The organism is Pseudomonas sp., assembly GCF_046581935.1.
GTDB lineage: Bacteria > Pseudomonadota > Gammaproteobacteria > Pseudomonadales > Pseudomonadaceae > Aquipseudomonas.
The window spans coordinates 384,325-397,059 of the sequence record NZ_JAYGFK010000012.1 but is presented as its reverse complement, the minus strand read 5'-3'; the positions used below and the strand labels follow the sequence as shown (position 1 = coordinate 397,059).

The 12,735-nt window shown below is 55.3% G+C and carries 16 protein-coding genes; 15 read left to right on the top strand and 1 reads right to left on the bottom strand.

Translation table 11 applies throughout. The features are described 5' to 3' along the window. Positions 1-15: 15 nt before the first annotated feature. Positions 16-831, bottom strand: coding sequence for an inositol-phosphate phosphatase (gene suhB / locus VCA57_RS09685; protein WP_411184779.1), 816 nt, complete (start codon positions 829-831; stop codon positions 16-18). 120 nt (positions 832-951) lie between these two features. Between suhB and trmJ the strand changes: the two genes are divergently transcribed. From trmJ to ispG, 15 genes are all read left to right on the top strand, one after another. Next, positions 952-1,746 (top strand): tRNA (cytosine(32)/uridine(32)-2'-O)-methyltransferase TrmJ, encoded by a 795-nt coding sequence (gene trmJ, locus VCA57_RS09680; protein ID WP_411184778.1) that lies wholly within the window; start codon positions 952-954, stop codon positions 1,744-1,746. After that, a complete protein-coding gene (cysE, locus tag VCA57_RS09675; RefSeq protein WP_411184777.1) occupies positions 1,739-2,518 on the top strand; it encodes a serine O-acetyltransferase in 780 nt (259 codons plus the stop codon). Before trmJ ends, cysE begins: the two co-directional genes overlap by 8 nt. Positions 2,519-2,648: 130 nt before the next feature. Then, positions 2,649-3,140 carry a Fe-S cluster assembly transcriptional regulator IscR gene (iscR, locus tag VCA57_RS09670; protein ID WP_411184776.1) on the top strand — a complete coding sequence of 164 codons (492 nt, stop codon included), beginning with the start codon at positions 2,649-2,651 and terminating at the stop codon, positions 3,138-3,140. Positions 3,141-3,181: 41 nt separating this feature from the next. Then, on the top strand, positions 3,182-4,396 hold the full coding sequence (locus VCA57_RS09665) for an IscS subfamily cysteine desulfurase (protein WP_411184775.1): 1,215 nt from the start codon (positions 3,182-3,184) through the stop codon (positions 4,394-4,396). Between the two features lie 47 nt (positions 4,397-4,443). Next, positions 4,444-4,830, top strand: a complete 387-nt coding sequence (gene iscU, locus VCA57_RS09660) for a Fe-S cluster assembly scaffold IscU (protein ID WP_147172052.1) — start codon at positions 4,444-4,446, stop codon at positions 4,828-4,830. Positions 4,831-4,841: 11 nt separating this feature from the next. Next, a complete protein-coding gene (gene iscA, locus VCA57_RS09655; protein WP_411184774.1) occupies positions 4,842-5,165 on the top strand; it encodes an iron-sulfur cluster assembly protein IscA in 324 nt (107 codons plus the stop codon). A gap of 7 nt (positions 5,166-5,172) precedes the next feature. Continuing rightward, the gene (gene hscB / locus VCA57_RS09650) at positions 5,173-5,694 is read left to right on the top strand and encodes a co-chaperone HscB (protein WP_411184773.1); all 522 of its coding nucleotides are present in this window, start codon (positions 5,173-5,175) and stop codon (positions 5,692-5,694) included. Positions 5,695-5,743: 49 nt separating this feature from the next. Further along, entirely contained in the window at positions 5,744-7,609 is a 1,866-nt protein-coding gene (gene hscA / locus VCA57_RS09645; protein ID WP_411184772.1) for a Fe-S protein assembly chaperone HscA, read from the top strand. Between the two features lie 2 nt (positions 7,610-7,611). Continuing rightward, positions 7,612-7,953, top strand: a complete 342-nt coding sequence (fdx, locus tag VCA57_RS09640; protein ID WP_411184771.1) for an ISC system 2Fe-2S type ferredoxin — start codon at positions 7,612-7,614, stop codon at positions 7,951-7,953. A 15-nt stretch (positions 7,954-7,968) separates the two neighbouring features. Further along, positions 7,969-8,169, top strand: coding sequence for a Fe-S cluster assembly protein IscX (iscX, locus tag VCA57_RS09635; protein WP_411184770.1), 201 nt, complete (start codon positions 7,969-7,971; stop codon positions 8,167-8,169). A gap of 93 nt (positions 8,170-8,262) precedes the next feature. Next, positions 8,263-8,694, top strand: a complete 432-nt coding sequence (gene ndk, locus VCA57_RS09630) for a nucleoside-diphosphate kinase (RefSeq protein WP_411184769.1) — start codon at positions 8,263-8,265, stop codon at positions 8,692-8,694. 23 nt (positions 8,695-8,717) lie between these two features. Beyond that, positions 8,718-9,860, top strand: coding sequence for a 23S rRNA (adenine(2503)-C(2))-methyltransferase RlmN (rlmN, locus tag VCA57_RS09625; RefSeq protein WP_411184768.1), 1,143 nt, complete (start codon positions 8,718-8,720; stop codon positions 9,858-9,860). A 19-nt stretch (positions 9,861-9,879) separates the two neighbouring features. Further along, positions 9,880-10,638 (top strand): type IV pilus biogenesis/stability protein PilW, encoded by a 759-nt coding sequence (gene pilW, locus VCA57_RS09620; protein ID WP_411184767.1) that lies wholly within the window; start codon positions 9,880-9,882, stop codon positions 10,636-10,638. Beyond that, positions 10,638-11,624: a RodZ domain-containing protein gene (locus VCA57_RS09615; RefSeq protein ID WP_411184766.1), complete on the top strand. Its 987-nt coding sequence runs from the start codon at positions 10,638-10,640 to the stop codon at positions 11,622-11,624. The genes pilW and VCA57_RS09615 overlap by 1 nt, the downstream gene beginning before the upstream one ends. A 1-nt stretch (position 11,625) precedes the next feature. Then, positions 11,626-12,735, top strand: a complete 1,110-nt coding sequence (gene ispG / locus VCA57_RS09610) for a flavodoxin-dependent (E)-4-hydroxy-3-methylbut-2-enyl-diphosphate synthase (protein ID WP_411184764.1) — start codon at positions 11,626-11,628, stop codon at positions 12,733-12,735.

The window sequence follows — 12,735 nt, the reverse complement described above, 5'->3', positions numbered from 1 at the left end:
TTTATTGCCGTATAGTTAGCGCTTCAATGAGGCTGACAGGTGCGGCTGAATAGCTGTCAGAACAGCCTTGAAGCATTTGGTGTTGCCGGCAACGATCTGGCCTTTTTCAAGGAAGTCGTGGCCGCCGCTGAAGTCGCTGACGAGACCGCCGGCTTCCTGGATGAGCAGGGCGCCTGCTGCCATGTCCCACTCGGACAGGCCAAACTCCCAGAATGCGTCGAAACGGCCTGCCGCAACGTAGGCCAGGTCTAGGCTTGCTGCGCCTGCGCGACGTACGCCAGCTGTCTGGCCGACTAGGCTGCGGAACATGCCAATGTAGTTCTCGAGGTTTTCCATTTGGCTGTCACGGAATGGAAAGCCAGTGCCCAGTAGCGCACCTTCCAGGCTCTTGCGGCTGCCTACGCGCAGGCGGCGGCCGTTGAGCGCAGCACCGCGGCCACGGCTAGCGGTAAATTCTTCTTGGCGAACCGGGTCGATAATTACAGCGTGCTCAAGTCGGCCGCGGTATTTGCAGGCGATGCTTACGGCGTAATGCGGGATACCGCGAATGAAGTTGGTGGTGCCATCTAGCGGGTCGATGATCCACAGATAATCTGCACCATCGCCGCTGCCTTCGCTTAGGCCGCTTTCCTCGCCAAGAATGCCGTGGGTTGGATAGGCCTTACGTAGAGCCTGAATGATCAGCTGTTCGGCAGAGCGATCAATTTCAGTCACATAATCCTTGGCTTCTTTCTCGTCGACCGAGATGACGTCCAAGCGTTCGGTCGAGCGGAAGATCATTTCGCCGGCGCTACGGGCTGCGCGCAGCGCGATATTCAGCATGGGCTGCATGGATTGTCACCTGGGTCGTTAAAGAAAGCCGGCCATGTTAGCAGAAAAGTGTCGCGGATGAAGTGCAACCTGCGCCTTGCGTGGCGTAAGTCAGGTGGCTTCTGTAAGATTTGCTGCTCTATGCATTGTCTGTGGGTGTTCGTGTTGCTGGAAAATATTCGTGTGGTCTTGGTCAATACCAGTCATCCGGGCAATATCGGCGGCGCGGCGCGGGCCATGAAGAACATGGGGTTATCGCAGTTGGTGCTGGTTGATCCGCAGGACTTTCCCAGCGCTGAGGCGGTTGCCAGAGCTTCAGGGGCTGCTGATATTCTGGACAGTGCTCGGGTGGTTGGCACGCTTGAGGAGGCGCTGGTCGGTTGCCGTTTAGTCTTGGGCACCAGTGCGCGGGATCGACATATTCCCTGGCCGATGCTGGAGCCACGCGAGTGTGGTGTTGCAGCGTGTGAGCAGGCGCAACAGGGCGCGCAGGTTGCGTTGGTGTTTGGGCGTGAATATGCCGGCCTGACTAATGAGGAGCTGCAGCGCTGTCATTTTCATGTACATATCCCCTCTGACCCTGCGTTTAGTTCGTTGAATCTGGCAGCGGCGGTTCAAGTATTAGCTTACGAAGTACGTATGGCCTGGTTGGCGGCAGAAGAGCTGCCGCTGAGGCCGGAGGTCGTAGTCGAGCAGGATGATGAGCCTGTTACGGCAGATGAGCTGGAGTCGTTTTATGCCCACCTTGAACAGGCGCTGATTGAGATCAAATTTCTCGATCCTGTTAGGCCTCGACGCTTGATGAGTCGCTTGCGTCGTTTGTATGGGCGTAGTTCGGTGAGCAAGCTGGAAATGAATATTTTGCGCGGTATCTTGACGGAAACCATCAAGGCTGCGCGTGGTCAGCACCAGAAGCAGGAGAAGGTAGATGTTTGAGCGCATGCGAGAGGATATTCAGAGCGTATTTCATCGCGATCCGGCGGCGCGAAATGCCTTTGAGGTGGTCACTTGCTATCCAGGGCTGCATGCGGTTTGGCTGCATCGCGTCGCGCACGCGCTGTGGGTGGCTGGTTGGAAGTGGTTGGCGCGCGTGGTGTCAAACTTCGGGCGTTGGATGACCGGGATTGAGATCCATCCCGGGGCGAAAATCGGTCGGCGATTCTTTATTGACCATGGTATGGGCATCGTTATCGGCGAGACCGCGGAAATCGGTGATGACGTTACCCTTTACCAGGGTGTGACCTTGGGTGGCACCAGTTGGAATAAGGGTAAGCGTCATCCGACTCTGGAGGATGGGGTTGTTGTTGGCGCTGGGGCCAAGGTGCTTGGGCCTTTTACCGTTGGTGCTGGGGCCAAGATTGGCTCCAATGCCGTGGTGACCAAGGCAGTACCGGCTGGCGCTACGGCGGTTGGTATTCCGGGGCGGGTCATTGTTCGCTTGGATGATGAGCAGGAAGCTAAGCGCCAGGCTATTGCCGAGAAGTTCGGTTTTGACGCTTATGGCGTCAGTCAGGATATGCCTGACCCTGTTGCGCGTGCCATTGGTCAGCTGCTTGATCACCTGCATGCAGTTGACGGTCGCTTAGAAGGTATGTGTGGCGCGTTGAAGTCGCTCGGTAGTGATTATTGCGCGAAGGATTTGCCGCAGTTGCGCGATGAGGATTTTGCCGGTGTGTGCAAGGAGCAGAGTGGTGAGTCTGCTGTATGAGGTTGGATATTTTGCTATGATTCGGACCCTCACTTAGCTTAATCCCGACTAAATTACTTGGTCTTATAGTTGACTTAAATGCTCGGGAATTGCATACTCGCGGCATATTGCGATCACGCGGTAATACCTTATGCGATTAACCACCAAAGGCCGTTATGCCGTCACTGCCATGCTTGACTTGGCGTTGCACGCGCAGCGTGGCCCGGTCTCACTGGCGGACATTTCCGAGCGGCAGGGTATCTCCCTTTCCTATCTGGAGCAGCTGTTTGCCAAGTTGCGTCGCGGTAGCTTGGTTTCCAGTGTTCGTGGACCTGGCGGTGGCTATCAGCTGTCGCGAGATATGCAGGGTATCCAGGTGGCTGAGGTGATCGATGCGGTCAACGAGTCAGTTGATGCTACGCGTTGCCAAGGGCAGGGTGATTGCCATGCTGGTGATACCTGTCTTACGCATCACTTGTGGTGTGACCTCAGTCAGCAGATACACGAATTTCTAAGTGGCATCAGTCTCGCTGACTTGGTGAGCCGTCACGAAGTGCAAGAGGTCGCCCAGCGCCAGGATCAGCGCCGCTGCAATGGCCGGGCGCCGCTGCTGGATAAGATCGAAGCGTCCGCTATTGACTGAGCGTAAGGCGCTGGCCTGATACCTGATTTAGGAGAAAGTTGATGAGATTGCCGATTTATCTCGATTATTCCGCCACCACGCCGGTTGATCCGCGTGTTGCGCAAAAAATGAGCGAATGCCTGCTGGTCGATGGCAATTTTGGTAACCCTGCGTCGCGCTCGCACGTGTTCGGTTGGAAGGCTGAAGAGGCGGTCGAGAACGCTCGTCGTCAGGTGGCTGAGCTGGTTAATGCCGACCCGCGTGAAATTGTTTGGACCTCCGGTGCTACCGAGTCGAACAACTTGGCGATCAAAGGCATTGCTGACTTTTATAAAGCCAAGGGTAAGCACCTGATCACTTCGAAGATCGAGCACAAAGCGGTGCTGGATACCATGCGCCAGCTTGAGCGCGAAGGCTTTGAAGTGACTTACATAGAGCCTGGCGAAGACGGTCTGATTACCCCGGCCATGATCGAGGCAGAGCTGCGTGAGGACACCATTTTAGTGTCGGCTATGCACGTGAATAACGAGATTGGCACTGTTAACGATATCGCCGCGATCGGTGAGTTGACGCGTTCGCGTGGTGTGTTCTTCCATGTCGATGCGGCACAGTCCACTGGCAAAGTGGCAATCGATCTGGAGTCGCTTAAGGTCGATCTGATGTCCTTCTCTGCACACAAGACCTACGGCCCTAAAGGGGTTGGTGCTCTTTTTGTGCGTCGTAAGCCGCGCGTGCGTCTTGAGGCGCAGACCCATGGCGGCGGTCATGAGCGTGGTATGCGTTCCGGCACCCTGGCGACTCACCAGTGCGTAGGTATGGGTGAGGCATTCCGTATTGCCAAGGAAGAAATGACCCAAGAAAACCAGCGCATCCTGGCGTTGCGTGACCGTTTCTTCAAGCAGGTTGATGGTCTGGAAGAGCTGTACATCAACGGCAGCATGACTGCCCGTGTGCCGCACAACCTCAACCTGAGCTTCAACTATGTCGAAGGTGAGTCGCTGATTATGGCGCTCAAGGATCTGGCTGTTTCCTCCGGTTCGGCCTGTACCTCTGCTTCGTTGGAGCCGTCTTACGTGTTGCGTGCCTTGGGCCGCAATGATGAGTTGGCGCATAGCTCCATTCGCTTTACCTTCGGCCGCTTCACAACTGATGAAGAGGTCGATTACGCCGCGCAGAAAGTGTGCGAGGCGGTGACCAAGCTGCGCGAATTATCGCCGCTATGGGATATGTACAAAGACGGTGTCGACATCTCCAAGATCGAGTGGGCGGCGCACTAAGTAGTCGCCGAGCAAGAGCGACTCTCTGATGAGGAAGGAATACCAGCATGGCTTACAGTGAAAAGGTCATTGACCACTACGAGAACCCGCGCAACGTCGGCAAGATGGACGCGGAAGATCCAAGTGTTGGCACCGGTATGGTCGGTGCGCCGGCTTGCGGTGATGTGATGCGTTTGCAGATCAAGGTTAACGAGCTGGGTGTAATTGAAGACGCCAAGTTCAAGACCTATGGCTGCGGCTCGGCAATTGCCTCCAGCTCCCTCGCGACCGAGTGGATGAAGGGCAAAACCTTGGATGAAGCAGAAACCATTAAGAACACCCAGCTGGCTGAGGAATTGGCTCTGCCACCGGTGAAAATCCACTGCTCGGTACTTGCGGAGGACGCCATTAAGGCGGCCGTGCGCGATTACAAGCAGAAGAAAGGCTTGCTTTAAGGAGGTTGTCGATGGCTATCAGCATGACCGAAGCTGCAGCTCAGCACGTGCGTCGCTCCCTCGACGGACGTGGTAAGGGCGAAGGCATTCGCCTGGGTGTGCGCACCACGGGCTGTTCCGGTTTGGCTTATGTGCTGGAGTTTGTCGATGAGGCCGCCAGCGAAGATCAGGTGTTCGAGAACTATGGTGTCAAGGTAATCATTGATCCCAAGAGTTTGGTTTATCTCGATGGTACTGAGCTCGACTTCGTTAAAGAGGGGTTGAACGAAGGTTTTAAGTTCAATAACCCAAACGTGCGCGGCGAGTGTGGCTGCGGCGAAAGTTTCAATATCTGAGGTGCTCGTGGGCAGTCCTTGTCACTTTGCACTGTTCGATCTGCAGCCAGGTTTTGATCTGGATTTGAAACTGCTGGCAAGTCGCTATCGTGAGCTTGCTGGGCAGGTTCATCCGGATCGTTTCGCTGATGCTTCCGAGCGTGACCAGCGCTTGGCGCTGGAGCGTTCGGCTAGTCTCAATGAGGCTTATCAAACGCTAAAGAATCCGCCGCAGCGTGCGCGTTACCTGCTGGCTTTGAGTGGTCCTGAGTTGCCGCTGGAAGTCACCGTGCAGGATCCGAGCTTCTTGATGCAGCAAATGCAGTTGCGTGAAGAGCTGGAGGATTTGCATGAAAGTGCGGATCTGGCTGGTGTCGCGCGGTTCAAGCAGCGTTTGAAAGTGGCTCAGGATGAGCTTAACCAGAGTTTTGCCGTTTGTTGGAATGACGCTGCACGGCGCGAAGAGGCCGAGCGCCTGATGCGCCGTATGCAGTTCCTCGACAAGCTTTCCCACGAGGTTCGCCAGCTCGAAGAGCGCCTCGACGATTAACACTCGTGCGCCTGTTGTCGCGCGCCTGATATCTAAGCATTGACTAATCATGGCCTTACTGCAGATCGCTGAGCCCGGACAAAGCCCCCAGCCACACCAGCGTCGACTGGCGGTGGGGATTGATCTGGGTACCACCAATTCGCTGGTTGCTGCTGTGCGCAGTGGGCTCTCCGAGCCGCTGGCTGATGCTGATGGCCAGGTCATCTTGCCGTCGGCTGTGCGCTACCACGCTGATCGCGTCGAAGTCGGTGAGCTGGCCAAGGCGGCGGCCTCGGGTGACCCGTTGAATACCGTGTTGTCGGTTAAGCGCTTGATGGGGCGCGGCCTGGCTGACGTCAAGCAGCTTGGTGAGCAGCTGCCTTATCGTTTCGTTGGCGGCGAGTCGCATATGCCGTTCATTGAAACGGTACAGGGGCCCAAAAGCCCTGTTGAGGTGTCGGCGGATATCCTCAAAGTGTTGCGTCAGCGAGCAGAGGCGACTCTGGGTGGTGAGTTGGTGGGGGCGGTGATTACCGTGCCGGCCTATTTTGATGACTCCCAGCGTCAGGCCACCAAAGATGCTGCGCGTCTGGCTGGTCTGAATGTGCTGCGCTTGCTCAATGAGCCTACCGCCGCTGCTGTCGCTTATGGTCTCGATCAGCACGCTGAAGGCGTGGTGGCTATTTATGATCTGGGCGGTGGCACCTTCGATATCTCCGTGCTGCGTCTTACCGGTGGCGTGTTTGAGGTGTTGGCTACTGGTGGTGATAGCGCGCTGGGCGGCGATGATTTTGATCATGCGATAGCGGGTTGGGTTGTTGAGCAGGCCGGTGTTTCGGCTGATCTCGATCCGGGTGAACAGCGTCTGTTGCTGGAGACGGCTTGTGCGGCTAAAGAGGCGCTCACTGACAGCTCTGCGACAGTACTTAGCTATGCCGGTTGGCAGGGGCAGTTAAGTCGTGGGCAGTTTGATGCGCTGATCGAGCCAATGCTGGCGCGTAGCCTCAAAGCGTGCCGTCGCGCAGTCCGTGATGCCGGTATTGAGCTTGATGAGGTTGAGGCTGTCGTGATGGTTGGCGGCTCTACTCGTGTGCCGCGCGTGCGCCAGGCGGTGGCGGAATTATTTGCGCGTGAGCCGTTGACCGACATTGACCCTGATCAAGTAGTGGCTATCGGCGCTGCGGTCCAGGCTGATGCCCTGGCAGGCAATAAGCGTGGCGACGGTGAAGAACTGCTGCTGCTGGATGTTATTCCATTGTCGCTTGGTCTGGAAACCATGGGCGGGTTGATGGAAAAGGTGATTCCGCGCAATACCACCATCCCTGTTGCGCGCGCCCAAGACTTTACCACCTATAAAGATGGTCAGACGGCCATGATGGTTCATGTACTGCAGGGTGAGCGCGAGCTGATTAGCGACTGTCGTTCCCTGGCACGTTTCGAGTTGCGCGGTATTCCTCCGATGGTCGCTGGGGCGGCGAAAATTCGCGTGACCTTCCAGGTCGATGCGGACGGTTTGCTCAGTGTGGCAGCGCGTGAGTTGGCCTCGGGTGTTGAAGCTAGCATTCAGGTTAAGCCGTCGTATGGGCTGACCGATGGCGAAATTGCCAAAATGCTGCAGGACTCTTTTAGTAACGCGGGTGACGACAAAGCTGCTCGTGTGCTGCGTGAGCAGCAGGTTGATGCTAAACGCCTGATTGAAGCTGTGGAAGCCGCGTTGCTGGCCGATGGTGAGCGCCTGCTGGACGCTGATGAGCGCTTGGCTATTGAAGCGCAGATAGAGTTGTTGCGTGAGCTGATGGCCGGCAACGATGGTTTGGCTATCGAGCAGCAGACGAAACGTTTAACCCTGGTGACCGATGCCTTTGCTGCGCGTCGCCTGGATGCCACGGTCAAGGCTGCATTAGCGGGCCGTAGTCTTAATGAGATTGGGGAATAAGCATGCCGCAGATTATTTTTCTGCCTCACGCTGTGTTGTGTCCGGATGGTTTGGTCGTTGACGCGGCGCCAGGTACTTCAGTACTTGAATTGGCGCATGAGCACCATATTGAAATCGAAAGCGCCTGTGGTGGTGTCTGCGCGTGCACTACGTGCCACTGCATTATCCGTGAGGGCTTTGCTTCGCTAGTTGAGGCTGATGAGCTGGAAGAGGACATGCTGGATAAGGCCTGGGGGCTTGAGCCGCAATCACGCTTGTCTTGCCAGGCGATTGTCGGCGATGAGGATCTGACCGTCGAGATTCCCAAGTATTCGCTTAACCACGCTGCCGAAGCGCCGCACTGATCCCGGGAGTTTGCTATGAGCCTGAAATGGGTTGATGTGTTGGAGGTCGCCATTCAGTTGGCTGAGTCCAAGCCTGATGTTGATCCGCGCTACGTGAACTTTGTCGATCTGCGTAAGTGGATTCTGGCCTTGCCGGAGTTCAGTGATGACCCTGCGCGCGGTGGTGAGAAGGTGCTGGAGGCGGTTCAGGCCGCCTGGATTGAAGAGGCAGACTAAGTCTGGCCTGTACGCTGTTAGGCAATCCCTATAAACCCGCGTATAATTCGCGGGTTTAATTTTTCGCTTTAACTACTGTTTCTGGAGTTTCACATGGCTGTTCAACGCACTTTCTCCATCATCAAGCCTGACGCTGTTGCTAAAAACGTAATCGGTGAGATCACTAGCCGTTTCGAAAAAGCCGGCCTGCGCGTCGTTGCTTCGAAAATGGTTCAGCTGTCCGAGCGTGAAGCTGCTGGCTTCTACGCTGAGCACAGCGAGCGTGGTTTCTTCAAGGACCTGGTTGCATTCATGACTTCCGGTCCGGTTATCGTTCAGGTTCTGGAAGGCGAAAACGCTGTTCTGGCTAACCGTGACCTGATGGGCGCTACTAACCCAAAAGAAGCTGCTGCTGGCACCATTCGTGCTGACTTCGCCGTTTCCATCGACGAAAACGCCGTACATGGTTCTGACTCGGAAGCTTCTGCAGTTCGCGAAATCGCATACTTCTTCGCGTCCACCGAAGTTTGCGCTCGCATTCGCTAAGCGAATTGAGTGAGGGTGAAATCATGATCGCATCGACCGGCAAAACCAATCTGTTGGGTCTGACCCAGGCAGAAATGGAACAGTTCTTCGAACAGCTCGGGGAGAAACGTTTCCGCGCCGGTCAGATGATGAAGTGGATTCACCATTTTGGTGTCGATGATTTTGATGCCATGAGTAATGTCAGCAAGGCCTTGCGCGAGAAGCTCAAGGCCTGTGCTGAAATCCGCGGCCCAGAAGTGGTCAGCGAAGATATTTCTACTGACGGCACACGCAAGTGGGTAGTGCGCGTGGCGTCAGGCAGTTGCGTAGAAACTGTGTATATCCCCCAGGGTACTCGCGGCACCTTGTGTGTGTCGTCGCAGGCCGGCTGCGCGTTGGATTGCAGTTTCTGCTCAACCGGTAAGCAGGGGTTCAATAGCGACCTCACTGCTGCCGAAGTGATCGGTCAGGTGTGGATCGCTAACAAGTCGTTCGGTAGTGTGCCGGCGAAGGTCGATCGAGCCATCACTAACGTAGTGATGATGGGCATGGGCGAGCCGTTACTGAATTTCGACAACGTCGTCGCCGCCATGAAAATCATGATGGACGATCTCGGTTATGGCATCTCCAAACGCAAGGTGACGCTATCTACCTCAGGCGTAGTGCCGATGATCGACAAGCTAGGCGAGGTGATTGATGTGTCGCTGGCGTTATCGCTGCATGCGCCTAATGATGAATTGCGCAGCCAGCTGGTACCGATCAATAAAAAGTACCCGCTAGAAATGCTGCTGGCTGCCTGCAAACGTTATGTCTCACGTCTTGGCGAGAAGCGCGTACTGACTATCGAGTACACCTTACTTAAAGATGTGAACGATAAGGTTGCCCATGCTGAGGAGATGATCGCACTTCTCAATGATGTGCCTTGCAAGATCAATTTGATTCCGTTTAATCCCTTCCCGCACTCGGGCTACGAACGACCTAGCAACAATGCAATCCGCCGTTTCCAGGACCTGCTGCACAAAGCAGGGCACAATGTCACCGTACGCACCACGCGCGGGGAAGATATTGATGCGGCCTGTGGTCAGTTGGTTGGCCAGGTTATGGACCGTACCCGTCGTAGCGAGCGCTATATTGCTGTGCGTGAATTGAGTAGCGAGGCCGAAACGCCAAGTTCCGCCGCCAATTGAACCAAAGGGGAGGATACCGATGACCTTGCGTCCCGCGTTATTGCTGTTGGTCGCCAGTCTATTAGCCGGTTGTGTTACTACCGGCACTGTTGATCCGATGAAAACCAGCAAGGGTCGCGACGAAGCTCGCGATGCCTATATACAGTTAGGTATTGGCTATCTAAAGCAGGGTTCTACTGAGCGCGCCAAGGTGCCATTGAAAAAAGCACTGGAACTTGACTCCTCCAATGCTGATGCGCATGCCGCTCTGGCCTTGGTGTTTCAGGTTGAGATGGAACCGAAACTGGCAGATGATCACTTTCGCAAGGCTATTTCGTTGCGCAGCGACGATGCTCGGCTACTGAATAATTACGGAAGTTTCCTCTTTGAACAGCAGCGCTATCAGGAATCTTTAGAGCGTTTCACCCAGGCCTCTCAGGACAGTCTTTACCCAGAGCGTTCGCGAGTTTTTGAAAACCTCGGTTTGGTCTCGTTACAGTTGAAGCAGCGTGAGCAAGCCAAGGCGTATTTGGAACGCTCTTTGCGTTTGAACAGTCGCCAGCCCCGAGCATTAATGGAGTTGGCTCAGCTGTCCTATGAGGATAAGCAATACGTCCCCGCTCGTGGTTACTACGAAAACTATCTGCTTTTGGCACCACATGACGCACGCAGCCTGTTATTAGGTATTCGTTTGGCAAAGATTTTTGAGGAGCGTGACAATGCAGCGAGCCTCGGTTTGCAGTTGAAGCGACTTTATCCGGGCACGCCGGAATATCAGCAATATCTGTCGGAGCAATGATGAAAGCGGCGCATCCTGAAGTGCTAGCAGTTCCCCGTGTTAATCCGGGTGAGACTTTGCGCAAGGCGCGTGAGAGTCGCGGTTTGACCATTGCTGAAGTCGCTGGCCAACTTAACCTGACCTCGCAACGCCTGACTCAGATAGAGCAAGGTGCGTTCGATAAGTTGCCTGGACATACCTTTGCCCGTGGTTATGTCCGTGCATATGCGAAGTTGCTGGAAGTCGATCAAAACCGCTTAGTGCTGGAGTTTGATCAGTTTACTGGGAGTGACGCCGTTGGCAGTAACGTGCATAGCCTGGGGCGGATTGAAGAGCCTGTGAGCTATTCGCAGCACGTGTTGCGTTTAGTCAGTTTTGTCCTGCTGTTGGCGTTGGCCGGGTTGAGTTTTTTCTGGTGGCAAGAGCAGTCTGAGCGTCGTGCACAGGATCTTGCTTCGACCAGCCTTGAGCATGTCGAGGTCGACGGGGCTGATGGTATGACGCAGATTCATCCGCTTGATGAGCCTGAAGACCAAGCGGTAGAAGCAGGGCAGGCCGAAGACGATGCTGAACTGCCTCTGATGCTGGATGAGGAGACTGTAAGCACTCCTGATTCTGCAACCAACTCGGAGCCTAGTGCGGCTGCTGGTGTTGACGCCCAGTTAGCTACCGGCTCACAGCCTTCTGCTCCAGTAACAAGTCCTGTAGCCCCCGTTGCTGTGCCAGAGGTGGTTGCTGCAACGCCGGTTCAGGCTGCTGCTGGTGAGGTGTCGGTGACAGTGGTCTATATCGCTGATTGCTGGACACAGTTGACTGATGCCAATGGCAAGGTGCTGTTTAGTGCTCTCAAGCGCAAAGGTGACACCTTGCAGCTTGCAGGCAGGGCTCCACTGGAATTGCGCCTGGGCTTTGCTCGCGGCGCACAGGTCAGTGTGAATGGTAGTCCGGTTGATGTTGCTCCTTTTGTCTCTGGAGAAACCGCACGCCTAAAATTGGGTGGGCAATAACATGCATTGCGAGTCGCCAATCAAACGTCGTATTTCACGCAAAATCTGGGTTGGTTCAGTACCTGTTGGCGGTGACTCGCCAATTGCCGTACAGAGCATGACCAATAGCGATACCAATGATGTGGCTGCGACTGTCGCGCAGATTCGTCGCCTTGAAGCTGCTGGTGCCGACATCGTGCGGGTCTCGGTGCCAGATATGGATGCCGCTGAAGCTTTTGGTCGGATCAAGCAGCAGGTCAATGTTCCACTGGTGGCCGATATCCACTTCGATTACCAGATCGCTTTGCGCGTGGCTGAGCTTGGGGTTGATTGCCTGCGCATCAATCCGGGTAATATCGGCCGCGAAGATCGGGTCAGAGCCGTAGTTGAAGCTGCGCGCGACAAAGGTATTCCGATCCGTATTGGTGTGAATGCCGGGTCGCTGGAAAAAGATCTGCAGAAAAAATACGGAGAGCCGACCCCTGCTGCTCTGGTCGAGTCTGCATTGCGCCATGTCGAGCATTTAGATCGCTTGAACTTTCCTGATTTCAAAGTCAGCGTAAAGGCTTCCGACGTATTTATGGCCGTTGAGGCCTATCGCCTGTTGGCCAAGCAAATCGAGCAGCCGCTGCACTTGGGTATTACCGAGGCGGGTGGTTTGCGTTCGGGTACCGTCAAGTCCGCAGTCGGTCTGGGTATGTTGCTGGCCGAGGGTATTGGCGACACGATTCGTATTTCCTTGGCCGCTGATCCTGTAGAGGAAATCAAGGTTGGCTTCGATATTTTGAAGTCCCTTCGCTTGCGTTCGCGTGGGATCAACTTCATTGCCTGCCCGAGCTGTTCGCGGCAGAACTTTGATGTTGTGAAAACTATGAACGAGCTGGAACAGCGCGTTGAAGACCTCTTGGTGCCGCTCGATGTGGCGGTGATCGGCTGCGTAGTTAACGGTCCTGGCGAAGCCAAGGAGGCTCATATTGGCCTTACCGGCGGTTCGCCGAACCTGATTTATATCGATGGCAAACCAGCGCAAAAGCTGGGCAATGACAACCTGGTTGATGAGTTGGAAAAACTGATCCGCCAGAAAGCGGCTGATAAGGTCGCTGCTGACGCCGCAGTTATCGTGCGCAGCTAG